The organism is Bacillus sp. P4_E1 (assembly GCF_056401715.1).
Window position 1 is genome coordinate 69,255 of the sequence record NZ_JBFUIV010000022.1, and the last position, 22,395, is coordinate 91,649.

Consider the following 22,395-nt stretch of genomic DNA (forward strand, 5'->3'; position numbering starts at 1 on the left):
CCCTCCGCTACATTAACATTGTTGGATTAAAATCAATTGAGATTTGTAGCTCTTTTTGCATTTCTGCTTGATAATGTTCATTTACCATTTTGAGCACGTTCTTTAAGTTTGGTTCCCGTTTGTATTTTATCATGCATTGGTAACGATATCTATCTTTTATCCTTGGAATTGCTGAAGCAACCGGCCCTAACACCATTGTTTGCCTTGAACAATGCGTTCGTAAATGACCGACAATTTTTTCCGTCACTTGGACTGCCTTTAATAACTCCGGATGAGATACAGTTACAAGTACAACGTAGTAATATGGCGGATATTGTCTCATTTGCCTCATTTGCATTTCGTGCTCATAAAATACATCATATTGTTGATTCTTTGCTAATTCTACACTGTAATGTTCGGGCGTATACGTTTGAATTACAACTTCACCTGGCAATTCATGTCTTCCTGCACGTCCACTTACTTGTGTCAATAGCTGATACGTCTTTTCACTCGCCCGAAAATCAGGTAGATGAAGCATCGTATCCGCCGTTAAAACGCCAACAAGCGTCACCTTCGGAAAATCAAGCCCTTTTGCAATCATCTGTGTTCCAAGTAATATATCTGCTTTCTCTTCACCAAACGCCTTTAATAATTTTTCATGCATTCCTTTACGGCTTGTTGTATCCACATCCATTCGAATGACCCGCGCCTCAGGGAATAGTTTTGTGATTTCTTCTTCAACCTTTTGCGTCCCTGTACCAAAGAAACGAATATACGTACTATTACAAGCAGGACACTCCGTTGGCATATTTTCCTCATGACTACAATAATGACACTTTAAACGATGGTTCATTTTGTGATATGTCAACGAAATATCACAATGCGGACATTGTACGACATACCCACAATCACGACACATCACAAACGTAGAATGACCCCTTCTATTTAAAAAGAGAACCATTTGTTCTTTCTTTTCTAATCGATCTGCTATTTTTTCATGCAGTGCCTTTGAAAACATTGAGCGATTTCCATCACGAAGCTCTTCACGCATATCAACAATTTCTACAGTCGGCAAAGCTTGCTTGTTCATACGTTTTTCCATTGTAAGCAACCCATAGACACCTTTTTTCGCTCTAGCAAACGATTCAAGTGTCGGCGTTGCACTTCCGAGAACGATTGGACACTTATGATATTGTCCTCTCCACACTGCTACATCTCTTGCATGATACTTTGGGTTATCCTCTTGCTTATAACTTGATTCATGCTCTTCATCAATAATAATGATTCCTAAATTTTCGAATGGAGCAAAAATAGCTGAACGCGCACCAACTACAACTTTCACTTCTTTTCTTAATATCTTTCGCCATTCATCATATTTCTCGCCAACAGAAAGCGCACTGTGAAGAACTGCAACTTGCGAACCGAACCTACCTTTAAAGCGATCTACCATCTGGGGCGTTAGCGCAATTTCAGGAACAAGCACAATTGCTTCTTTTCCTTTCTCGAGCACCGCTGCTATAGATTGTAAATATACTTCAGTCTTACCACTTCCTGTAACACCATATAGTAAAAATGGATTGTAAGTTTCATTTGTAATTGATGACAAAATCGGTGTAATTACTTGTTTTTGTTCCTCAGTAAGCGGAAATGGTTTCGTTTGTTCAAAATCATCATCGTCATACGGACTCCGGTATACCTCTACATACTTTTCTGAGATTAGACCCTTTTTAACAAGTGCTTTTATTGGAGCATCTGTTATTTGTAATTCTTCTGTTAAATTTTTTAACGGTACACTTTTGTAGTTTTCTACAAAATAATAGAGTACATCTTGTTGTTTTTTACTTTTCAGTTCAAATGCTGCTAATTCCAATTTATCTGCCGGCAACTCCGGTTGAACTACTCTTTGTTTCTTCTTCTGCACTTTATCCTTTACTTGATAAACCACTTCAGTCGTACCATTTTTAATTTCTTGTTGAATAGTGCGATATAGGTGCGGCTGTGCTTCGATAACTTCCCAATCTATCGTTTCCTTCCCTTGAAATAAAGAAAGAATTTCTGGTGCTACTTCTTCTCGGTTACGAAGTTGCAGACGCTTTTTATATGTTGCTTTAATCGCCGTCGGAAGCATCACCTGAAAAGCTGAAATCATATAACATAACGTTTCACTTGTAAGCCAATACCCAAGTTTTAATAATTCATCATTTAAAACCGGAGTGACATCTAATATTTCATACAACGCTTTTAACTTTTTACTTTCTAGTTCAACCGAATCCTTTATGCCAATAATAAAACCTTGCAATTTCCTCGGACCGAATGGGACTACTACACGCATTCCTGTTTGCACGATATCTTCCCATTTTTTAGGGATAATATAATCAAACGGTCGATCTGTTTGACGTGCAGGTACATCAACAATTACACTTGCAAACTTCATACATAATCATCTTCTAACATCATTTCTATTTGCTTTAATATTTCACGAGCCACTTCTTTCTTCGTTAAAAGTGGCAGCTCAATGATTTCTCCATCTTTTCTATACATTGTCACAATATTTGTATCCGTACCAAACCCAGCTCCTTGCGCTTTCACGTCATTCGCAACAATCATATTTGCATTTTTCTCACGTAATTTTCTCGTTGCGTATTCCTCTATGTTTGTCGTTTCAGCTGCGAAACCGATAAGTAACTGTCGGTCCTTCTTCTCACCTAACGTTTTTAAAATATCCACTGTTCTTTCTAATTCAATTACAGCATCGCCATTTTTCTTTTTCATTTTATTATCATGAACATATTTCGGACGGTAATCTGCAACGGCTGCTGTTTTGATGACAACATCCACACTCTGATAATGCTGAAGGACTGCCTCTAACATATCTTGTGCAGATTCTACTTGTATTGTTGTGACATGTAATGGTGACTCTAATGCTGTCGGTCCTGACACAAGTATGACATCAGCACCTAAGCCTGCTGCAACTTCTGCGATCGCATACCCCATCTTTCCAGAAGAAAAATTCGTCATAAAACGAACCGGATCAATCTTTTCACGTGTCGGTCCAGCTGTTATTAATATTCGTTTTCCTTGCAATGGTTGTTGTTCCGAGAAAGCCTCTTCTAATCGTCCAATAATTGCTTCAGGTTCTTCCAGTCTTCCTTTTGCTACATAACCACATGCTAAAAAACCTTCCCCAGGCTCAATAAATGTATATCCTAATGTTTTTAACGTCATCATGTTTTTTTGAACAATTTTATTTTCATACATATGCACATTCATAGCAGGTGCAATCCACACTGGAGCTGTAGTAGCTAACAAAGTAGTTGTAATCATATCATCAGCAATACCGCCAGCTAACTTTCCAATGCAATTAGCTGTAGCAGGTGCAACAAGTACAACATCTGCCCAATCCGCTAAATCAATATGAGCAATAACAGCGGAGTCTCTCTCATCAAACGTATCCGTATATACATCATGGCGAGAAAGTGCTTGAAATGTAAGAGGCGTAACAAACTTCATTGCCGACTCACTCATCATTACTTTTACAAGAGCGCCAGCTTGTGTCAATTTACTTGTTAACGCAGCCGCTTTAAAAACTGCAATGCCTCCTGTTACACATAGAAGTATCTTTTTCCCTTTTAGCATATGACTCGTCCTCTTTCTTTTTCAAACTTATTCTACTGAAATAGAATTTCCAGCTCGTCAGTACCAGTATTTCGTTCCGTCTTTTTCGATTCCTTTTCATCCCTATCGTAAAAAAATAACAACCTACTTGTAAATAGGTTGTTACCGTTACATAGAAAATTATAAAGTCTATGTTTTAATTTGTCGAAAAGAATGTCTTAATCAATTATTGTGTCATCGCTTGGTACATATTTTAATACTTCTGCATCGATTTCTTCTAATGATTTACCTACACATTTATGAGAAACAGGCTTTTCAATAACACAATTGTCAGCAATTTGCATTTCACGTGCACGCTTTGCAGCTACTGTTACAAGTGTATATTTAGAATCGATTTTTGTTAATAATGAGTCAATTGATGGATTTAACATAATTATAGACCCTCCGTCATTTCTTTATAGTATTTTGCCACTCTTTCGCGGCGGCAATGTTCACCAACCACAATTGCTTTAATTCGGTCGCAAGCTAATTCAACTTGATCGTTTTCTACAACATAGTCATAAGCGTCCATCATTTCGATTTCTTCTTTCGCTACAGTTAAACGATTTTCAATAACATCTTCAGTTTCTGTACCACGGCCGACAATTCGGTTCTTTAGTTCAGATAAACTTGGAGGTGCTAAGAAAATAAATACACCTGCTGGGAAGGCTTTCTTAACTTGAATTGCTCCTTGCACTTCAATTTCTAAGAACACATCTTTTCCTTCTTGTAACGTTTTTTCAACATAATCAATCGGTGTTCCGTAATAATTACCAACGAACTCAGCCCATTCAAGTAACTTTTCATTACGAATCATTTCTTCAAATTCTTCTCTCTCTTTAAAGAAATAATCCACACCATCTACTTCACCTTCACGCGGTTTACGTGTCGTTACTGAAATAGAGTACTGAAAACGTGTGTCTTCATGGCTAAACAGCTCTTTTCGAACCGTTCCTTTCCCGACACCAGAAGGTCCCGAAAGAACGATGAGCAATCCTCTTCTACTTCTCATAAATATGTAAAACCTACCCTTCCTCACTTAAATCTTCTTTATTATTCAAACGATGTGCAATCGTCTCTGGCTGAATTGGACTTAATACTACATGCCCATCATCCATAACAATAACCGCCCTTGTTTTTCTCCCATACGTAGCATCAAGCAAAGCATTATGTTCACGCGCTTCCTGTACTGTCCGTTTAATAGGAGCTGACTCCGGACTTACAATAGCAATAATTCGATGAGCAGATACAATATTTCCGTATCCAATATTTAAAAACCGCATGGCCATAGTTTGCGCCTCCTAGTAAGTCTATCCGATTTCTCCACCACGTATAACTTTATATATTTTTTGAAAGCTACTCAATATTTTGTACTTGTTCACGAATTTTTTCAAGGTTATTTTTCATTTCTACGACATATTTTGAAATTGTTAAGTCATTTGCCTTAGAACCTATCGTATTAACTTCCCTATGCATCTCTTGCACGATGAAGTCCATTTTCCTTCCAACAGGCTCTGTAATTTGCAATGCTTCACGAAATTGATCTAAATGACTTTGTAATCGAACTAATTCTTCGTGAATATCTGAACGCTCTGCAAATATTGCTACTTCTGTCAACAATCGTTGTTCATCTAAATCTTGATTATGTAATTCTTTTAAGCGATTTTCTAATCGTTCACGATATTTTTGTGTAACAATTGGTGCATGTGGAATAATTGCATTTACACAATTATGAATCTCTTGCAAACGATATGCTATATCTTTATGTAATCGTTCTCCTTCGCCATCTCTCATCGTTTTCAACATATGAGCAGCTTGGCGAACAGCTTCATATAAACCGGTTTCAAATTGTTCATTTACATTTTCTATTTCTTCAACTGCCGTTACTTCTGGCATTCCCATTAGTTGCCCGAGTGTAATAGAATCTTGTAATTGAAATTTCCCTTTTATATCTTCCATAATGGATTGGTACTGCTTGAGAAGTTCCCAATTCACAGTTAATTTTCTTTCAACAAGCCCTTCGCCTGTTATACTAATAGACACTTCAATACGTCCACGGCGAACTTGCTTTGCAATTATTTTACGAATCTTGTCTTCAAACGCCATCATTTGCTTCGGAAGCCGAATACTCATTTCTAAAAAACGATGGTTCACCGACTTCATTTCTACTGTTATTTGAAAAGTATCGTTTTCTACCTTCGATCTTCCAAATCCTGTCATACTACAAATCATCTTTATCACATCCAAGCCATGAAATAACTCAATGAAAAAGGCAATAGAGACAAGGCTCTACTACCTTCTGTAAATTATATCATATTTTCATATCATTGACTATTTCAAGTTTAATCCCTTCTTATATAACAGCGGCTTTTTCTTTTTCCCCTTTTTTCTTGTTAATAAGGATCCTACTAATAAGAAGGTCGGAATAGATGATAATCCTCCAATTAACAACCAATCTCGTGCTTGTATCGGCATTGTGCTAAAAATCGGCTGTAATGGTGGATAATATATAACTACAAGCATTAACAGTAAAGAAATAATAACCGCCCCTACTAAATATATATTTCCAAACGGGTTGCGGTGAAATATAGAATGTTCACTACGACAATCAAATACATGAATAAGCTGAGCCAGTACTAATGTTGCGAAGGCTACCGTTTGTGCATACTTCAATTCATTCGGATGCTGGTTAAATGCAATAATAAACGCTACTAATGTCACTGCTCCGATTAGAAAACCACGACTTATAATTTTCCACGCAAGCCCTCTAGCGAACACCCCTTCTTTCGGATGGCGTGGTGTTCTCTTCATCACATCTCCTTCAGCCTTATCCAAACCTAATGCCATCGCTGGTAAACCGTCAGTAACTAAGTTCACCCATAAAATTTGAATTGGAACCATCGGCAATGGCAGTGCAAGTAACATCGCAAATAACATAACTAAAATTTCACCAACGTTAGATGCTAACAAATACCGAATAAACTTCCGAATATTTTCATATATGTTTCTACCTTCTTTAATCGCCGATTTAATCGTAGCAAAGTTATCATCTAACAACACAAGTGACGAAGCTTCTTTTGCAACATCTGTCCCTGTAATTCCCATCGCAATCCCTATATCAGCTGTTTTAATAGCTGGAGCATCGTTCACTCCATCACCTGTCATAGCTACTATATGTCCCTTATTTTGTAGCGCCTTAACGATTTTCAATTTATGCTCAGGAGACACTCGAGCGAATACATACGTATCTTCTACAATATCCTCTAATGCCTCTACATCCATATTCGCAAGTTCTACACCTTCAACAACGCGTCCACCCGCCGGTAAAACCCCTAGCTGTTCCGCAATTGCCATTGCCGTCACTTTATGATCTCCCGTAATCATTACCGTTCTAATACCAGCTTCCTTACACTCTTTCACCGCTTGCGCCACTTCTAGTCTTGGCGGATCTATCATTCCTTGTATTCCAACAAGCATAAAATCCTGCTCGACTTCTCTTTCATGTTCAATTGAATCTGTAGCTTTTAGCGGTTTAAATGCCACCGCAATCGTTCGTAAAGCTTGACTTCCTAAACTATGAATCGCTGCCTGCACTTCTTTTCGATACATTTCACTTAAAGGCTGCTGCTTATTTCCCCACAAAATTGTTTGACTCATTTGCAAAAGAACATCTGGTGCTCCTTTTGTAATAACAAATTTTTTACCTTCACGATCACGAACGATAACGCTCATCATTTTTCTAGTTGAATCAAAAGGAAATTCACGAATGACTTCAAACTTTCCTTTAAGAGCTTCACGTGATATTCCCGCCTTCATTGCAGCAGCAACGAGAGCTCCCTCTGTTGGATCTCCATCTAACACATACGTCTTTTTCTTTTGAATGACATTCGCATTATTACATAAACAGCCAAATGTAAGTAGTTGATACAGTGATTTCGTCTTAGTAGGGTCAATTACTTCTTCACCTTTCATAAACGAACCTGTTGGCTCATAGCCTTGACCTGTTACTTTCCACAATTCTCCGCCTGACCACATATGTGTTACCATCATTTTATTTTGTGTCATTGTTCCTGTTTTATCTGAGCAAATAACAGAAGCACAGCCTAACGTTTCTACAGCTGGCAACTTTCGCACAATTGCCCTCTTTTTAATCATACGCTGTACGCCAAGTGATAGCGCAACCGTAACGATAGCTGGCAATCCTTCTGGAATAGCTGCAACAGCAAGCGAAACCCCAGCCAAAAACATGTGATACACTTCATTCCCTTGATATACACCAGCTAGTACAACAAGAGCCGTCAAAATAAGAGCAACAATAATTAAAATTTTTCCAAGCTGTTCTAATCTTCTTTGTAATGGCGTTTCCATTTGCTCAGCATTTTGCAACATATTTGCAATTTGCCCCATAGCTGTATTCATTCCAGTTGCTACGACTACCCCTGTTCCAGCACCTCTCGTTATCATCGTCCCCATAAATGCCATGTTTTTTTGATCACCAATTGAAACATCTTGACCTTGTAACGCATCTACCTTCTTTTGTACAGGCAATGACTCTCCTGTAAGAGCCGATTCTTCAATATATAAACTTGAAGATTCCACAAGGCGAACATCCGCGCCAATACGGTCACCACTAGAAAATTTAATAATATCACCTAGTACAAGTGCTTTTGACGGCGCTTTTATCCACTTCCCATTTCTTAGTACAGTAACTTGAGGAGCTGCCAATTCTTTTAAAGCTTCCAACGATTTTTCAGCTTTCCTCTCTTGGAAGAAACCGAGGACACCATTAATAATAACAATTGCAACAATTGCAATCGAATCAATATACTCTCCTAAAAAAGCTGAAATAATTGTAGCACCAAATAAAACAAGTACCATAAAATCTTTAAATTGCGCTAAAAACACCATAAGCGCAGAAGGCCGCTTTGCTTCTTGCAATTCATTTGTACCAAATTTCTTTAATCGTCCCTCTGCTTCTTGCTCTGTAAGACCTACCTCCACATTCGTATTCGTTCTTTCCTCCACTTCATGTGCTCGCATTTCATACCAGTTCATCCTGCCATCGACCTCCTGATTCCAGACATACTCTAATGAAAGCTTATTCAGCCTCGTCCAAAAAAATGCTATAATTAACTTTTAGTTAGAAAGGAGTGTTCATTCATGGCATTCGATGGATTATTTACAAGAGCAATTACACATGAAATTGCAAATTCTCTTCAAACAGGAAGAATTTCAAAAATATATCAACCCTCAAAATATGAAGTTTTATTACATATTCGAGCAAACGGAAAAAACCAAAAGCTAATTCTTTCATCTCACCCTACATATGCGCGTATGCACTTAACAAATCAAAACTACAATTCACCAGCGCTACCGCCGATGTTTTGTATGCTTCTTCGCAAACATTTAGAAGGTGGATTTATTGAAAAAATTGAACAAATTGACTTAGAACGTATTATTCAAATTACAGTCCGCAGTCGCAATGAAATCGGTGACGAATCAGTAAAAACATTAGTAATCGAAATAATGGGACGACACAGTAATATTATCTTAGTAGATACGAAAACAAATGTTATTTTAGATAGCTTAAAACACGTTTCTTTAGCGGTAAACCGACATCGTACTGTATATGCTGGAGCTGAATATGTTGCCCCACCGGCACAACATAAAGTTAATCCGCTTCTTATCGAAACAGAAGATGATTTTATTAAACCGCTAGACTTTTTATCTGGCAACATGGACAAACAACTTGTCGGAGCATTCATGGGAATTTCCCCATTATTTGCAAAAGAAGTTGTAAAAAAAGCAGGTATGGCAAATGAAAAAGCATTATCTGAAGCTTTCTTCAGCTTGCAAAAACCTTTGCTAACACATCAGTACGTGCCAGCAATGATAACAGCAAATGGAAAAGAGTTCTTTTACCTATTCCCTCTTTCTCACTTACAAGGAAACGAAAAAACATTTTCATCTGTTAGTGAATTATTAGATCGTTTCTTCTTTGGTAAAGCAGAGCGCGATCGTGTAAAACAACAAGCTCACGATTTAGAACGCTTTATGCAAAATGAAAAAACAAAAAACGAAAAGAAGCTAATTAAACTAGAAAAAACATTACAAGATGCCGGAAAAGCAGATAAATATCAACTATTTGGAGAGCTACTTACAGCCAATATGTACGCTTTGAAAAAAGGTGATAAAGAGATAGAAGTCGTTAACTATTACGACGAAAATGGTGGGACTGTAAAAATCACATTAAATCCTTTAAAAACACCATCTGAAAATGCACAACGCTATTTCCAAAAGTACCAAAAAGCGAAAAATTCAGTTGCTATTGTAGAAGAACAAATCGTAAAAACAAATGAAGAAATTCTTTATTTCGATAGCTTACTTCAACAAATGGAGGTTGCTTCTTCAAAAGATATTGAAGAGATTCGTGAAGAACTGACCGAAGAAGGTTATGTACGTAATCGTAAGAAGAAAAACTCAAAGAAAAAACCGACAAAACCAGTATTGGACAAATATTTAGCTAGTGATGGCACAGAAATTTTCGTCGGTAAAAACAATAAGCAAAATGATTATTTAACAACGAAATTCTCCCGTCGTGATGAAATTTGGTTACATACGAAAGACATACCTGGGTCCCACGTTGTCATTCGTTCTCTTGAACCTACGGAAGAGACTTTACAAGAGGCCGCTAAAATCGCTGCTTATTACAGTAAAGCAAAAGATTCTAGTTCTGTTCCTGTAGATTTCACAAAGGTACGCCATGTCAAAAAACCGAGCGGTGCAAAACTTGGATTTGTTACATATGACAATCAACAAACATTATATGTAACACCAGATGCTGATACAGTAATGAAATTAAAAGCGTAAATTAAAAAATGCGTTGCTTGCTAGCAACGCATTCTTTAATTTAGTTCATATATCCATTAACTAATTCGTAACATCTTTCTTTTGTCATCTTATATTTCTCTTCCGAAGCCTCTATACGTCTCATCGTTCCATTATTTGGATCTGTACCAATCGCTATAACTTTACTTTCTTTTTCTTTAACCCATGCAATCTGTTTTGTTTTTAATGACTGAAATGCATCAGCTGACATCGTATTTTTTAATGTACTGTAAATTTCATTTAGTTTATTATCCCATAGTTGATAATTTCCTTCTATTTCATTTACTATGTCATTTGTTGACATAGCATTTGTATGTTTTTCTTCGTTTTCTAGAGCAACTAACTCATTTAGAGCCTTAGTTTTACCTAATACTGAAGAAGATTCTTTTTTTGGCTGCTTCTCTTCTTTTGAACTAGTATACGTACTGGAATCATTTCCCTTAGCTGTTTCTTGCTCTTGAATAAAATCCTGTTTCGTTACCTTCTCTTGCTCTTCATCATCTACATTGTGAGTAATAACAGATGTTTGGGCATCCACAGCAACTACTCCGTTACTTTCTTTAAAAATATATTTCTTATTTCCACTATTCTCTTCTCTAACGAAAGAGACATTCTTGAAACCTTGAACTCTAAGAATTTCGTTAGCTTCTTCTTTAGTTAACTTTAAATCTACTGGCGTATTTGATGACCATTTATCCATTAACCATTTTCCATCGGTATAAACTAAAACAAATTCCCACGTCTCCGCTTCATTCCCCATATCATTTGCAAGGATAAGCGTCTCAATCTTTAAAACATCATTTTTCTGTGAACAAGTTATTCTCACGTCTGGCTCAATATGAATTGGGAATGGCAACATATCCGTCTCTCTAGACCTATTAAATGTGTCAAGCGACTTAGGAAGCTGATTTTCTACAAACTTATCTGTAACTAATCCCTTAACTCCTTTTTTCGCTGTCTCCATATCTCCAGGATTATTTCGGCTCCATCCATTTTCTTTTTCCATCTCACTAAAAGCGTTTGCTATCCTATCTACGCTCTTTCGTACAATCTTTTTCGCTTCTTTTCCTGTCACTTCTGGTGCTTCATCAAGCTGTTCAATCTTTTCATTTACTTGAACTTTGTTTTCACTTTTTTCACAACCTGCTAGAACAAACATACTAACTACCAAGCAAAATGACATTACTTTACTTAATTTTTTCATAGACTCACATTCCTTAATCCTATTTATTCGTTACGTATCCCTATCTTCGAGAGAAACCCAACAATTACCTATTGTATCAATAATTTTTTATTTATATATTAATTTTTATATTAAAATAAATAATAAATGTAATGTTATTTTCAAATATACACTCTAAACATCGCTTATCCTTTTCTTTCCTAACTTCGATATTCCAAAAAAATTTGACATTATTTTCTCGTACTTGTATAAAATTTTTTACAGTGTGTAAAAAAATCGATTCGATGTTCTTTTCATTTGCTCACTAATATTTTGAAGCAATCCGTAGTTTTCAAATAGTCCTTCCCACAAATAGCGGACAGAACTTTACTTTACCTTCCCTTATATATATTCCCCACTATCCTTTCTCTAAAGTTATCTTTTGGCACGCTATTTGCTTTATTCAATACTGTGAAAAGGGGGAAATTAACATGAATTTAAGAATTACTAAAATCCAAAATCAACTACAAAAATATGAAATTGACGGATTACTTATTACCAAAAAAGAAAATCGCCAATATGCAACAGGCTTTACAGGTAGCGCTGGCGTCGTCTTAATCTCTGCGGATAAAGCGGTTTTTATAACTGATTTTCGCTATGTAGATCAAGCGAAATCACAAATAAAAAAAACTGAAATTATTATGCATAAAGGAAATCTAGAAAAAGAAATCGCAAATCAAGTATCGAAATTAAACATTCAAAAACTTGGAATTGAAGAAAATAACATGACATTACAACAATATAAAAACTTACAAAAATACATACATGCGGAAATGGTGCAAGTGTGCGAAATCATCGAAGATATTCGCATTATTAAAGACACACCTGAAATAGAAACAATGAAAATTGCGGCTAATATTGCTGACGAATCATTTCACCACATCCTTACGTTTCTAAAGCCAGGAATAAGTGAGACTGATGTCCGAGATGAATTAGAATTTTTCATGCGAAAGAAAGGAGCTACATCCTCATCATTTCAAATTATTGTAGCTTCTGGCGTTCGCTCTTCACTTCCTCATGGCGTTGCATCGAATAAAATAATCGAGCACGGCGATATCGTTACCTTAGATTTCGGTGCACTTTATAACGGGTATTGTTCCGATTTAACACGTACTGTAGCGATTGGCGAACCATCGGAAGAATTCAAAAAAATATATAATGTTGTATTAGAAGCATTAAAGCGTGGAACTGCAGCCATTAAACCTGGAGAAACGGCGAAAAGTATCGATGATATAACGAGAGATTACATTACAGAACATGGATACGGTCAATATTTCGGCCACTCTACTGGTCATGGGCTTGGGTTAGAAATTCATGAACCTCTCCGTCTATCCCAAGAAAGTAAGGCTACTTTAGAAGAAGGTATGGTTGTTACAGTTGAACCAGGTATTTATATACCAAACTGGGGCGGGTGTAGAATTGAAGATGATATTGTCATCACAAAAGAGGGCTATGAGGTTATTACAAAAGCGAATAGAGAATTAATTGTTATCCCTTGTTAAAAATCATGAACTTTTTAACAGGAGTTTTTTCTTTACACATAGAATTCCTTCTCTGGAGTAATTGTTTAAAGAGGGGGAATTTTAATTGAACTTTGTAATCGATAAGGTAGATGGTTTACAAGTTGAGTTTTCAAAACTTGTTTCCATGATGAATTACGCTCGCTATACAACAATGCAGGCTGTCGAAGGCTTAACAATTGAAGAACTTGATTATTTATATGATGATGAAGCAAATTCAATTGGTATGCTTTTGTACCATATGGCTGCTATTGAATTTTACTACCAAATTCATACTTTTGAAGATCGTGAACCAACAGATGCTGAATTAGAACGTTGGTTACCTGCTGTTGAGTTAGGAAATCTTGGACGCGAGAAAATAAAAGGCAACTCAATAGAATTTTACATAAATACGTTACAAGAAGTGCGCTCTAAAACAATCGAAACATTTCAGTCTTTACCTGACGAATGGCTATTTAAAACGACCGACTTTTGGCATGACAAACCAGCAAATAACTACTTTAAATGGTTTCACGTATTTGAAGATGAAATCAACCATCGCGGACAAATTCGTTTAATTAAAAAGATGCAAAAAGCTCATTCAGTAAAGTAAGAAAATGCCACCGAATAAGGTGGCATTTTCTTTTATTCATTAACGAATAACTTTTCGTTTACTTTTTTAGCGACTACCGCTACCGATATTAAAATGCATATTAAATATAGCAATTTCGCAATAAATAACCACCCTTGAAACATTACAATTCCATCTATTATCTCATTTCCTTTCAATAACAAAAACGGAATCGTGCTAATTATAATGACAAACTCGATGCTGAAAACAATTTTCTTTTTTCGACTATATGCTTTCCATTCATCCCAGCGATACATAGGAGCAAAAATCAATACTCCTATACATAATATTACTGGTACCCATTCACTTTTAAGAAATTGCCCCGAAATAACTGATAATATTAAACAACCGAACACACCATAATACCCTATTTTCTCTCTCATTCGTACTCCCCCATTCTACTTCTCCTTTAACATGTAACTTGCTATTCTTATCATGACTCTTAGAAAAATAACGACTACAATTACAAGATAAAGACCTTTCGCAGAAGACATCCAATCTTGAAAAATAGACATTTTCTCCATTTGCTTTTGGCCCTCTATTAAAATAACCCCTACGACAAATGAACAAACAACAATGATACCTATCATAATTCCAATACTTTTCTTACCATGTTGTTTCATGTCATCCCAACGATATAACAGTATAAAAACAAACCCGAGAACAGGTATGATACTTATCCATTCATTGTTTGTAAGCAGATTTAAAATGATTAATAGACTACAAGATATGATAAATCCCCAAAATCCAATTTCTTTGCGCATAAGCCCTCCTTTAATTCCATTTTTAGGATTAATTGTATTGTAACATCCATTTATTGTTCTTACCATTACAGTACATGAAATTTCACTTTTTTCTTTTTCCTATACTCACATACTTTCACTGCTTCCATACAATGAACTACACGAATGCCTAAAGGATGTGAATGTTATGGGAGTTGAATTAACGCTTTTACATGCTCTCTATGTTCTTTGTTTACTCACTATTATTACCTTTTTTATTTTTAGAAAAGATACGACGATCATTTGTATCGTTTTTATCTTTTTATTAGCATTAACCGCTACAAGTTCTATCCCTCTTGCCATTAGTGGTATCTTTCAAAGTTTCATTTACGCCATTACCGAACTATTACCAACTATATTAATCATCTCCATTATCGTATCAATGAGCAACCTACTCGTTCATACCGGCATAAATGATACGATGATTTCACCATTTACAAAGATGATTCGTACACCTGCACATGCCTACTGGATTATCGGTCTTTTAATGATGACAATTTCCTTTTTCTTTTGGCCTTCTCCAGCTGTCGCCTTAATGGGGGCCATTTTATTACCAGTCGCTGTACGCGTCGGCCTTCCGCCAATTGGAGTCGCAATCGCTATGAACTTATTCGGACACGGCATCGCCTTATCTGGAGATAAAACTTCTTAATATAAAGTATTTTTAAAAAGATATATTCTGCACTTTTCATGTCCTATTTCATTCTCATTCTGCAAGTAAGTTTATGTAGGGTTCAGAAATTGAACCACTAAACTTGTAGAAAAGGGATGATTTAAAATGACAAACACTGTAACAGCGATTAAAGGAACGGAAATTATATGCAAGGGAAATGTTGAAGGTAACTTTGAACAAGTACCTATGGAATTATTCGATTATATTCAACTAGGATTGATTACTCATACTGATCTAGCTGTTTATATGAAATTACTTCAACTATACAATGAAAATTATGGATATGCTTTTCCAACTATTGAACGGTTAATGATTGAAACTCGTATAAAAGGTAAAGCGACTGTTCACAACAGCCTTAAAAGATTAGGTGAGGTTGGACTAGTACAGAAAAGCAAAACAAATAGAGGGAATAACGTTTACGTGGTGTACAAACCATTAGACAAGAAAGAACTATATAAATGTGTTCCTGATAAGGTTAAACAATTTAAAGAGTTTGAAAATAAGTTACTGAAAATAGCAGATCAGGATAAGGAACGTTTTCACCAGCACCTACAAGATAAGCAAATGAGGAAACAACAGGAACAGCAAATTCAAGCGAGGCAAGTTGTTTCTACTGTGGAACAACCAGTGAATAATGAATTAACTGGTTCTGAATATAATGACCTTTTACCTGAGGAAATTGAAATGCTTAGGAAAGTAGAATTATTGGCAAGAGGGTAGTACAAATTAAGTACCTCAAAGTCACAAGAATAGGGATTAAGTAGTACAAATAATGAACCTCAGTAGTTCAATAATTGTACTTGAGATAGTTCGGATTATGAACGTTATACATACTTACTTTAAACAAACTTATATAATCAAACTTAAATATACTCTCTAAAAAAATACTATGAAAAGGATAAAAGAAATCTGTTAAAAGAATGAAGTAAAGTAAAGAAAGTATTAACGTTCATTATTTGAACCGTGCACAACGAGTCTTTTCTAGGAATCCGCATGATAGCAACGTTTGTGACATATTTAGCTTGTTCATTTTTGTGCAATTCCTCACGTTTTTCCACTTCCATGCCCTCTTTATACAGCCAACTCAGAAATGTTTTTCCTGCACAATTGAACAGCCAACATAAAAGAAGCCCACCAGCATTAGCTGTTAGCCTTTCGTTTTGCACGTATTAAGGTACTTTTACTAATGCCCGTCTTATTTTCTACTTCTTTGTAAGACTCGGTTTCTAATAGCTTTAAAGCATGTTCTATCTGTTTTTTACTGTATTTATTTGGACGTCCTTCTCTAAAGTCGTCACGCTGTTTAGCAATGGCTTTGCCTTCCTGAGTACGTTCTACAATTAAGTTTCTCTCCATTTCTGCCACTGCTAGTAAGGTAGTTAAGAAGAATCTACCCATTGTCGTATCTTCTAATAGCCCCACATTTAAAACATGAACTCTTACACCTTTAGAAAATAGTCCTTTTACGATCTCGATTCCCTCAACAGTGTTTCTTGCTAATCTATCTAGTTTAGTGACAACTAATGTATCACCTTCTTTTAGGATTGAAAGAACTTCTTGTAATTGTGGTCTATCTGATTTAGTTCCTGTAAACTTCTCTGAATAAATATTGTCACAGCCTTCATTTTCTAATGCTGTTAATTGTACATCTAATTCCTGTGACACCGTACTTACTCGTGCGTATCCGTATTTCATTATGTATTATCCCCTTTTTTACGGTTCATTTATGACACTAAGTTATGACACTTATTGATACCTTGATAATACTGCAATGACTTTACGGTGTCAATACTATTAAGTTATGACACTTATAAGCGTTAAAAAAGACCGTCTGCTGACAGTCCTGTTCTTGAATTGAAGTCCCCATTTGTTGAAGAAGTGTGATTGTATTTATCTCTCGTTATAGAAAGAATCCCACATCATTTCCATTCGTTTATACTGAAGAGTGAAATAACCCCAAGTATCTTCTCCGAAATTCCAAGCCCATCCCTCAAATGTCTGTTCAAAAAATGATTCATTTCTATTTTTTCTATCTTCAGCAACAATTGTGAAGTCGTTAATTAAGTTTAATAGTGGAATTGCAACATAGGCACAATCTTTATGAAAATCTATAAATTGTTTTTGGACATTTGAACAATCATAATAACCTGATTCTATTACCTTGAAGTCATAAAAAACTAATACAACTTCATTTGTTTCCCATTCAGTGTCAAATGGATTTAGGGGGTGTTCTTTTGTAATCAGCATACTCTCAAATGTTAAATGGAGATTATGGTTTTCAACTTTGGCTTCTTCTATATAAATGGACTGCGACTCAATATTTTCAAAACAATTTTCTGATATGTACTTTGGCATTTTTTTCAGTCCTTTTTATTTTCTATAATACCACCTTTTTCAACCTCTCCGTTGGAAAGGAGATCATTCCACAACTTAAGTTATGACACCAATCGGTGATAAAGAGGTCTACCTCAATCATAACTCTCTATCAAATGGGGATTGATAGGACGGTATAGTAACGCTACTAGGTAGGGCTGAGTGATAGGGCATGGCATACAGTAAGGCAATGACAGGATAGCGAGGACAACAGCAAGGAAAGAAGAACAAACAAATGATAAAGAAAGAACAAGAAATAAGTAATCAATGAATGAGTAATGAAGGAGATCAGCGAGGACGTTATGTGAGGACAGTTGCGACGCCCTTAATTTTTATATATTTAGATACCCCCACCCTATGGGGGCGACCCCCTGTATATGGGCTGTCTAGTGGTTACCGAATATACACCGTAATTTTCAGATGTTTTTGGGGCTAATAGTGTTCCCTGTGAACGATTCTGAGGCGATTAACTTTTGCTTAATAGGGTGGTTACCCTATAATTAAACTAACGTTGTAGTTTAGTTGAACAAGGAATAGTGATAACTATGGAAGTAGGTGAGATGGAAGTGAAGTTTAAATATTATCTTAGTGGAATTGGATGGGCTACTTGTATTGTTGAAGTTAACGGACAGAAATTAGAATTTACAGCAAGTTATTTAACAGATTGTTTATATGATTTTCTAGAGTCACTAATGCTTTTAAACCCTTTTTGTGTACCGAAAGATGAGATAAGAAAAGAAACTGAGTGTGAATGGGCGGGTGAACCAGAGGGAATTATTTGGTCTTTCGAATTAAAAGAAAATAAGATACTGAACATAAAAGCCGTGTATTATGAAGATGAATTTAGTAAAGACAAAGCTAAAACACTAATAAAAACGGAATACCCTTATGATGATTTTATTATGATTGTGTTAAAAGAAATAGATACACTAATAAAAAGACACGGAATAATTGGTTACAGAGAAGAGTGGTGTGATTTTGATTTTCCTTTAACCACTTTTTTAAGACTGAAACATTATATAATCCATAAACAAAAATACCCTATACAAGAAGTACAAGGAGAATTTGATACAGAGACAAGAAGTAACTTAAAATTTGATTTAGAATTATTGTTGCAAGAAATCAATAATCCTTCTTAAGCTAATAGGTGATTAAAGTAAGTTTTTAAAATTTATTTTCAAATCAATGTCCTATTTCAATCTGTATTTGCAAGTACCTCTATGAAAACACAAATTCAATGAGGTGCTAGTACAGATGAAAGATGTAAATAGAAGTAGAAAAACGGAAGGAAATAATGGATTATTAAGTAACAAAAAGAATCAATCTGAATACCATGGCTTACATGGGGTGATGTGTTTATGAAAAATAAACGTATACCTAAAGTAACCATAATTAAAGCCACTAATCCTAACTATAAACAAGTAGCTGAAACAATCGTGAAATTATCTCAGCCTAACATAGAAACAAAGAAAGACGTTTCCTAATTGGAGACGTCTTTTTCTTTTAATCTTATTTCAAATTCATTCACTGTATTTACAAGTTCTAGATGTTCAAACAGTAGTCTATATACCCTATTCTGATTTTCAATGCTTTCGTTTTCAATGTTAATTAGCGAATCAACAGCGTTTTGAATAACTGCACTTCTATCATAGTCAGTCAAACTAGCAAGTAGTCGTTCATTATCTTCTAGTGCCACATTTAAATCCTTTAAATCCTTCTCTAAGGGTGGTACTAATCCTACATAATCTGCTTCAGATAAAACTCCTTTAATTAAATAGCTTTTAGCGTTTTGTATTTCAGTATGTATTTCAGCTATACGTTTTGATATATCCTTTATTTGTTCCATGACTTTAATTTTCATATCACTGGTTGTATCTATTTCCACACTTTCTATTTCTTCTCTTAATGAATCCTTATAGCTTTCAATAGCAATATAAAAGTGGGGAAGTAGTTCCTTCAATGAAATCGATTTATTAGGACATTTCTTCTCATTGTATTCACCCATAACCTTTTGGCATTTACCCACCTGATAAGATGTAACCCCTTCTTTATTAGTCCATGATTTATGAATTGGTAACCTATTACCACACATTCCACATACAACTAATCTATCCAGCACTGTATTGATTTGAGTGTACCTGATACCTTGTGGATTCCTGCTACGTGAACGAATCATGTTACTTATTTTTTGAAATTCTTCAATAGTTAATAATGCTGGATGTGTATCACGCACTATAACATCTTCATCAAACATCTTACTGTAATAGTGGCTTTCACCTAAGTAAACACGATTAGCCAACATCCTTGTAATTGTACCTACGTCTTTCCATTTCTTATTAGACTTTGTGGTATATCCTAGTTGGTTAAGTTGCCCAATGATTTCAGCTATTACATATCCTTCTAATACTTTGTCTACAATAAACCTAAACGTCTTGCTTTCAATAGGATGTGGTGTCAGTTTGTCCTTATCTTTGAAATAACCGAAAGGTAGCTTATTGACATATTTACCTTCCTTCGCACTTGCTAAAACCTTTACATTCATCCTATAAGCAAAGTTTTCAAGTTCTTGCTGATTCATAGCACCACGAATGATATTAGTTAGAAACTGATTTCTATCATTAGGGAAGATGTAGCCTTCACGTATGGAAAGGATAGCTATGTCCGTTCCCTTTAATTCTTCATACACATTCGTCTGTTCATTTACTGTACGATATAACCTTGATTCTTCCACAACAACGATTAAATCGTGCTTTCCATCTAAACAAGAATTCAGCATTTTATTGTATTCAATTCTGTTTATGTCCGTTGACTTTGCAACATAATCATTATAAATCACGTAGTTGTTCCAGCCTTGATCTTTGCAGAAGTCCGTTAAACGCTTTAAATGGCTTTCAATTGTTTCTATCTCAGTCTTGCCTTGACTCTTCTTAGACTTCCTTATATACAGTGCTTTAGGCTTATCAGAGGGCTTATAGTCTGCCTGTGAGAACGGTTTATACAATTGCGTTTCACCTCATTTAATAAGTATTTATATACATTATAATATCATACTTTATCTGGTGACTTCGTTATTCAAGGTGCACCGAAATTAACTGCAGATGCTGCTGGTCTTCCTGTTTCCAGCGTTGTTTCAGCAAGTGTGCCCCTCGTTATCGTTATGGGTATTGTGACAACTTCCGTCGCATTTTTCTTCTTACGAAAAGAATTTCATACAGGCTTATCTATACAAGAATCTATTCCATCAACTGAGTCTTCTAAAACGCTCACTTCATTATCTCCTCAGACAAAAAAATGGATCGCTATTTGTATTCCGATCGTATATGCCATAGATATTCTTTGCATGATTCAATTTAAACTACAAGGAAGCGATGCAACTGCACTTATCGGCGGGACGACTGTTATTATATTTCTCTCATCGCCTACAAAGGTAATGGACTGAATAAAACGACCGATTATTTTATAGAAGGGCTCCAATTTGGATTTAAAATCTTTGGTCCAGTTATCCCAATTGCTGCACTCTTTTATTTAGGAGATAGCGGCTTTGTGAAAATTATCGGGGACTATTTACCGAAAGGTTCACATGGAATCATTAACGACTTAGGAATCGCCTTATCTCAAATTGTTCCTTTAAACCAATATGTATCGGCAGGAACATTAACTATCGTTGGTGTCATAACAGGCTTAGATGGATCTGGCTTTTCCGGTATATCACTTGCTGGTTCGATTGCCAATCTTTTCGGAACAGCACTTGGGCATGGAACAGCTACATTAACAGCACTTGGGCAAATTGCAGCAATCTGGACTGGCGGTGGCACTTTAATTCCTTGGGCGCTTATTCCTGCCGCTGCCATATGCAAAGTAGATCCGTTTGAACTTGCGCGCCGAAACTTTTTACCAGTTGTGATTGGCTTAATCGTCACCACGATCGTTGCGATGTTTATTCTATAGCGTAAGCGAGTATTCTCTTGCTTACGTTTTTCATTGTGAAATCAATCATTTATTACTGACTTTCAAAAGGGATTATGTATATGTTAGCGAAGTTATATTAGGAGAGTATTTATTTCAAAACGTTTACGAGAAACAGATTACTTCAATTAGAAAAGGGGACATAACTATGAATGAATTGATTTTTGTCTTATTAATTTGTCCATTACTTATCTTTATCGTTTCTGTTATTGGAACACGTAGAACGAGAACGTACTATGTAATGCCAATTGTAACGTTTGCTAGTTTTTTAATAGTAGGTGCTATCGCCTTCCCTCCAAAGTTTTTCTTTTGGGTCGGTATGTATAGTATCTTCTCATTTATTATTTCTTATATGACTCTATTGTTTGTGAGAGGATATGAAGTTGCAGAAAACAATAAGTAGTTATTAGTGAGGAGATTGTAATATGATTTTCTTTGATATCGATGGAACTTTACATAAAATTTTAGCAATGATATAAAAAAGACGACCACGTTCCTGATATGATCCCCTTATAGTAGACAGGAAAAAGAAAGCACATTAACCTGTTTACTATGGAGGGGATTTTTTCATGGGAAAAATTAGAGTCACTTACGATGTAGAATTTAAGAAACAAGCTATAGATTTATACTTAAAAGAAGGCATGAGCTATAAAACCATTGCGAAAGAATTAGGTATTCATCACTCGGTTGTAAGTCGTTGGGTGAAACACTTTGAAGCTGAAGGAATC

General features: G+C 35.7%; 21 protein-coding genes and 2 pseudogenes. 10 read left to right on the plus strand and 13 right to left on the minus strand.

All coding sequences use genetic code 11. The features are described from left to right. Window positions 1–7: 7 nt before the first annotated feature. The 7 genes from priA to AC1DS7_RS24165 all read right to left on the minus strand — a co-directional run bounded on the left by priA (window position 8) and on the right by AC1DS7_RS24165 (window position 8,688). Entirely contained in the window at window positions 8–2,413 is a 2,406-nt protein-coding gene (gene priA, locus AC1DS7_RS24135; protein ID WP_002128835.1) for a primosomal protein N', read from the minus strand. After that, entirely contained in the window at window positions 2,410–3,615 is a 1,206-nt protein-coding gene (gene coaBC, locus AC1DS7_RS24140) for a bifunctional phosphopantothenoylcysteine decarboxylase/phosphopantothenate--cysteine ligase CoaBC (protein WP_002014494.1), read from the minus strand. Before coaBC ends, priA begins: the two co-directional genes overlap by 4 nt. A 197-nt stretch (window positions 3,616–3,812) precedes the next feature. After that, window positions 3,813–4,025 (minus strand): DNA-directed RNA polymerase subunit omega, encoded by a 213-nt coding sequence (gene rpoZ / locus AC1DS7_RS24145; protein WP_016100710.1) that lies wholly within the window; start codon window positions 4,023–4,025, stop codon window positions 3,813–3,815. Between the two features lie 2 nt (window positions 4,026–4,027). Beyond that, a complete protein-coding gene (gmk, locus tag AC1DS7_RS24150) occupies window positions 4,028–4,645 on the minus strand; it encodes a guanylate kinase (RefSeq protein ID WP_002014492.1) in 618 nt (205 codons plus the stop codon). A gap of 13 nt (window positions 4,646–4,658) precedes the next feature. Beyond that, on the minus strand, window positions 4,659–4,922 hold the full coding sequence (gene remA, locus AC1DS7_RS24155; protein WP_001251456.1) for an extracellular matrix/biofilm regulator RemA: 264 nt from the start codon (window positions 4,920–4,922) through the stop codon (window positions 4,659–4,661). A gap of 67 nt (window positions 4,923–4,989) precedes the next feature. Beyond that, window positions 4,990–5,865, minus strand: coding sequence for a YicC/YloC family endoribonuclease (locus AC1DS7_RS24160; RefSeq protein WP_002088227.1), 876 nt, complete (start codon window positions 5,863–5,865; stop codon window positions 4,990–4,992). Window positions 5,866–5,964: 99 nt separating this feature from the next. Beyond that, entirely contained in the window at window positions 5,965–8,688 is a 2,724-nt protein-coding gene (locus AC1DS7_RS24165; protein WP_002014490.1) for a calcium-translocating P-type ATPase, SERCA-type, read from the minus strand. A 105-nt stretch (window positions 8,689–8,793) separates the two neighbouring features. Here AC1DS7_RS24165 and AC1DS7_RS24170 point away from each other — a divergent pair, with 105 nt between their 5' ends. After that, window positions 8,794–10,503, plus strand: a complete 1,710-nt coding sequence (locus tag AC1DS7_RS24170; RefSeq protein WP_002128838.1) for an Rqc2 family fibronectin-binding protein — start codon at window positions 8,794–8,796, stop codon at window positions 10,501–10,503. Between the two features lie 40 nt (window positions 10,504–10,543). Here AC1DS7_RS24170 and AC1DS7_RS24175 read toward each other — a convergent pair whose 3' ends face one another. Further along, on the minus strand, window positions 10,544–11,725 hold the full coding sequence (locus AC1DS7_RS24175) for a lysozyme inhibitor LprI family protein (RefSeq protein ID WP_016100709.1): 1,182 nt from the start codon (window positions 11,723–11,725) through the stop codon (window positions 10,544–10,546). 449 nt (window positions 11,726–12,174) lie between these two features. Here AC1DS7_RS24175 and AC1DS7_RS24180 point away from each other — a divergent pair, with 449 nt between their 5' ends. Both AC1DS7_RS24180 and AC1DS7_RS24185 read left to right on the plus strand, forming a co-directional pair. Beyond that, window positions 12,175–13,245 (plus strand): M24 family metallopeptidase, encoded by a 1,071-nt coding sequence (locus AC1DS7_RS24180; protein ID WP_016100708.1) that lies wholly within the window; start codon window positions 12,175–12,177, stop codon window positions 13,243–13,245. Window positions 13,246–13,330: 85 nt separating this feature from the next. Continuing rightward, a complete protein-coding gene (locus AC1DS7_RS24185) occupies window positions 13,331–13,855 on the plus strand; it encodes a DinB family protein (protein ID WP_002066772.1) in 525 nt (174 codons plus the stop codon). Window positions 13,856–13,887: 32 nt separating this feature from the next. On the opposite strand, the gene AC1DS7_RS24190 is transcribed toward AC1DS7_RS24185, so the two are convergent. Together AC1DS7_RS24190 and AC1DS7_RS24195 are read right to left on the minus strand one after the other, a co-directional pair. Further along, window positions 13,888–14,256, minus strand: a complete 369-nt coding sequence (locus tag AC1DS7_RS24190) for a YoqO family protein (protein ID WP_016100707.1) — start codon at window positions 14,254–14,256, stop codon at window positions 13,888–13,890. A 15-nt stretch (window positions 14,257–14,271) separates the two neighbouring features. After that, entirely contained in the window at window positions 14,272–14,637 is a 366-nt protein-coding gene (locus AC1DS7_RS24195) for a YoqO family protein (RefSeq protein WP_016100706.1), read from the minus strand. Between the two features lie 166 nt (window positions 14,638–14,803). Here AC1DS7_RS24195 and AC1DS7_RS24200 point away from each other — a divergent pair. After that, window positions 14,804–15,295, plus strand: a pseudogene (locus tag AC1DS7_RS24200) (hypothetical protein); the annotation flags it as partial. A 138-nt stretch (window positions 15,296–15,433) separates the two neighbouring features. Beyond that, window positions 15,434–16,048, plus strand: a complete 615-nt coding sequence (locus AC1DS7_RS24205) for a helix-turn-helix domain-containing protein (protein ID WP_476999247.1) — start codon at window positions 15,434–15,436, stop codon at window positions 16,046–16,048. Window positions 16,049–16,468: 420 nt separating this feature from the next. Here AC1DS7_RS24205 and AC1DS7_RS24210 read toward each other — a convergent pair whose 3' ends face one another. Together AC1DS7_RS24210 and AC1DS7_RS24215 are read right to left on the minus strand one after the other, a co-directional pair. After that, the gene (locus tag AC1DS7_RS24210) at window positions 16,469–17,023 is read right to left on the minus strand and encodes a recombinase family protein (RefSeq protein WP_476999248.1); all 555 of its coding nucleotides are present in this window, start codon (window positions 17,021–17,023) and stop codon (window positions 16,469–16,471) included. Window positions 17,024–17,218: 195 nt separating this feature from the next. Further along, window positions 17,219–17,683 (minus strand): hypothetical protein, encoded by a 465-nt coding sequence (locus AC1DS7_RS24215; protein WP_215588459.1) that lies wholly within the window; start codon window positions 17,681–17,683, stop codon window positions 17,219–17,221. A 563-nt stretch (window positions 17,684–18,246) separates the two neighbouring features. On the opposite strand from AC1DS7_RS24215, the gene AC1DS7_RS24220 reads away from it, so the two are divergent. Continuing rightward, window positions 18,247–18,840, plus strand: coding sequence for a hypothetical protein (locus AC1DS7_RS24220; RefSeq protein WP_476999249.1), 594 nt, complete (start codon window positions 18,247–18,249; stop codon window positions 18,838–18,840). A 219-nt stretch (window positions 18,841–19,059) separates the two neighbouring features. Continuing rightward, window positions 19,060–19,185, plus strand: a complete 126-nt coding sequence (locus AC1DS7_RS24225; protein ID WP_000792136.1) for a hypothetical protein — start codon at window positions 19,060–19,062, stop codon at window positions 19,183–19,185. Here AC1DS7_RS24225 and AC1DS7_RS24230 read toward each other — a convergent pair. After that, on the minus strand, window positions 19,182–20,702 hold the full coding sequence (locus AC1DS7_RS24230; protein ID WP_476999250.1) for a recombinase family protein: 1,521 nt from the start codon (window positions 20,700–20,702) through the stop codon (window positions 19,182–19,184). The two genes, AC1DS7_RS24225 and AC1DS7_RS24230, sit on opposite strands and share 4 nt — an antisense overlap. 51 nt (window positions 20,703–20,753) lie before the next feature. Between AC1DS7_RS24230 and AC1DS7_RS24235 the strand changes: the two are divergent. The 3 genes and pseudogenes from AC1DS7_RS24235 to AC1DS7_RS24245 form a co-directional block, all read left to right on the plus strand. After that, window positions 20,754–21,649: pseudogene (locus AC1DS7_RS24235) on the plus strand (hypothetical protein); the annotation flags it as partial. Window positions 21,650–21,815: 166 nt separating this feature from the next. Next, window positions 21,816–22,070 carry a YbeF family protein gene (locus AC1DS7_RS24240; RefSeq protein ID WP_002033769.1) on the plus strand — a complete coding sequence of 85 codons (255 nt, stop codon included), beginning with the start codon at window positions 21,816–21,818 and terminating at the stop codon, window positions 22,068–22,070. Window positions 22,071–22,236: 166 nt separating this feature from the next. Further along, window positions 22,237–22,395, plus strand: a 159-nt coding sequence (locus AC1DS7_RS24245) for a transposase (RefSeq protein ID WP_476999251.1), incomplete at its 3' end; no start/stop codon positions are given.

What these genes read in the sequence shown, in the direction of transcription:
- priA (WP_002128835.1), bottom strand. Translation starts at nt 2,413, where the DNA reads ATGAAGTTTGCAAGTGTAATTGTTGATGTACCTGCACGTCAAACAGAT.
- coaBC (WP_002014494.1), bottom strand. Translation starts at nt 3,615, where the DNA reads ATGCTAAAAGGGAAAAAGATACTTCTATGTGTAACAGGAGGCATTGCA.
- rpoZ (WP_016100710.1), bottom strand. Translation starts at nt 4,025, where the DNA reads ATGTTAAATCCATCAATTGACTCATTATTAACAAAAATCGATTCTAAA.
- gmk (WP_002014492.1), bottom strand. Translation starts at nt 4,645, where the DNA reads ATGAGAAGTAGAAGAGGATTGCTCATCGTTCTTTCGGGACCTTCTGGT.
- remA (WP_001251456.1), bottom strand. Translation starts at nt 4,922, where the DNA reads ATGGCCATGCGGTTTTTAAATATTGGATACGGAAATATTGTATCTGCT.
- AC1DS7_RS24160 (WP_002088227.1), bottom strand. Translation starts at nt 5,865, where the DNA reads ATGATTTGTAGTATGACAGGATTTGGAAGATCGAAGGTAGAAAACGAT.
- AC1DS7_RS24165 (WP_002014490.1), bottom strand. Translation starts at nt 8,688, where the DNA reads ATGAACTGGTATGAAATGCGAGCACATGAAGTGGAGGAAAGAACGAAT.
- AC1DS7_RS24170 (WP_002128838.1), top strand. Translation starts at nt 8,794, where the DNA reads ATGGCATTCGATGGATTATTTACAAGAGCAATTACACATGAAATTGCA.
- AC1DS7_RS24175 (WP_016100709.1), bottom strand. Translation starts at nt 11,725, where the DNA reads ATGAAAAAATTAAGTAAAGTAATGTCATTTTGCTTGGTAGTTAGTATG.
- AC1DS7_RS24180 (WP_016100708.1), top strand. Translation starts at nt 12,175, where the DNA reads ATGAATTTAAGAATTACTAAAATCCAAAATCAACTACAAAAATATGAA.
- AC1DS7_RS24190 (WP_016100707.1), bottom strand. Translation starts at nt 14,256, where the DNA reads ATGAGAGAGAAAATAGGGTATTATGGTGTGTTCGGTTGTTTAATATTA.
- AC1DS7_RS24195 (WP_016100706.1), bottom strand. Translation starts at nt 14,637, where the DNA reads ATGCGCAAAGAAATTGGATTTTGGGGATTTATCATATCTTGTAGTCTA.
- AC1DS7_RS24205 (WP_476999247.1), top strand. Translation starts at nt 15,434, where the DNA reads ATGACAAACACTGTAACAGCGATTAAAGGAACGGAAATTATATGCAAG.
- AC1DS7_RS24210 (WP_476999248.1), bottom strand. Translation starts at nt 17,023, where the DNA reads ATGAAATACGGATACGCACGAGTAAGTACGGTGTCACAGGAATTAGAT.
- AC1DS7_RS24215 (WP_215588459.1), bottom strand. Translation starts at nt 17,683, where the DNA reads ATGCCAAAGTACATATCAGAAAATTGTTTTGAAAATATTGAGTCGCAG.
- AC1DS7_RS24220 (WP_476999249.1), top strand. Translation starts at nt 18,247, where the DNA reads ATGGAAGTAGGTGAGATGGAAGTGAAGTTTAAATATTATCTTAGTGGA.
- AC1DS7_RS24225 (WP_000792136.1), top strand. Translation starts at nt 19,060, where the DNA reads ATGAAAAATAAACGTATACCTAAAGTAACCATAATTAAAGCCACTAAT.
- AC1DS7_RS24240 (WP_002033769.1), top strand. Translation starts at nt 21,816, where the DNA reads ATGAATGAATTGATTTTTGTCTTATTAATTTGTCCATTACTTATCTTT.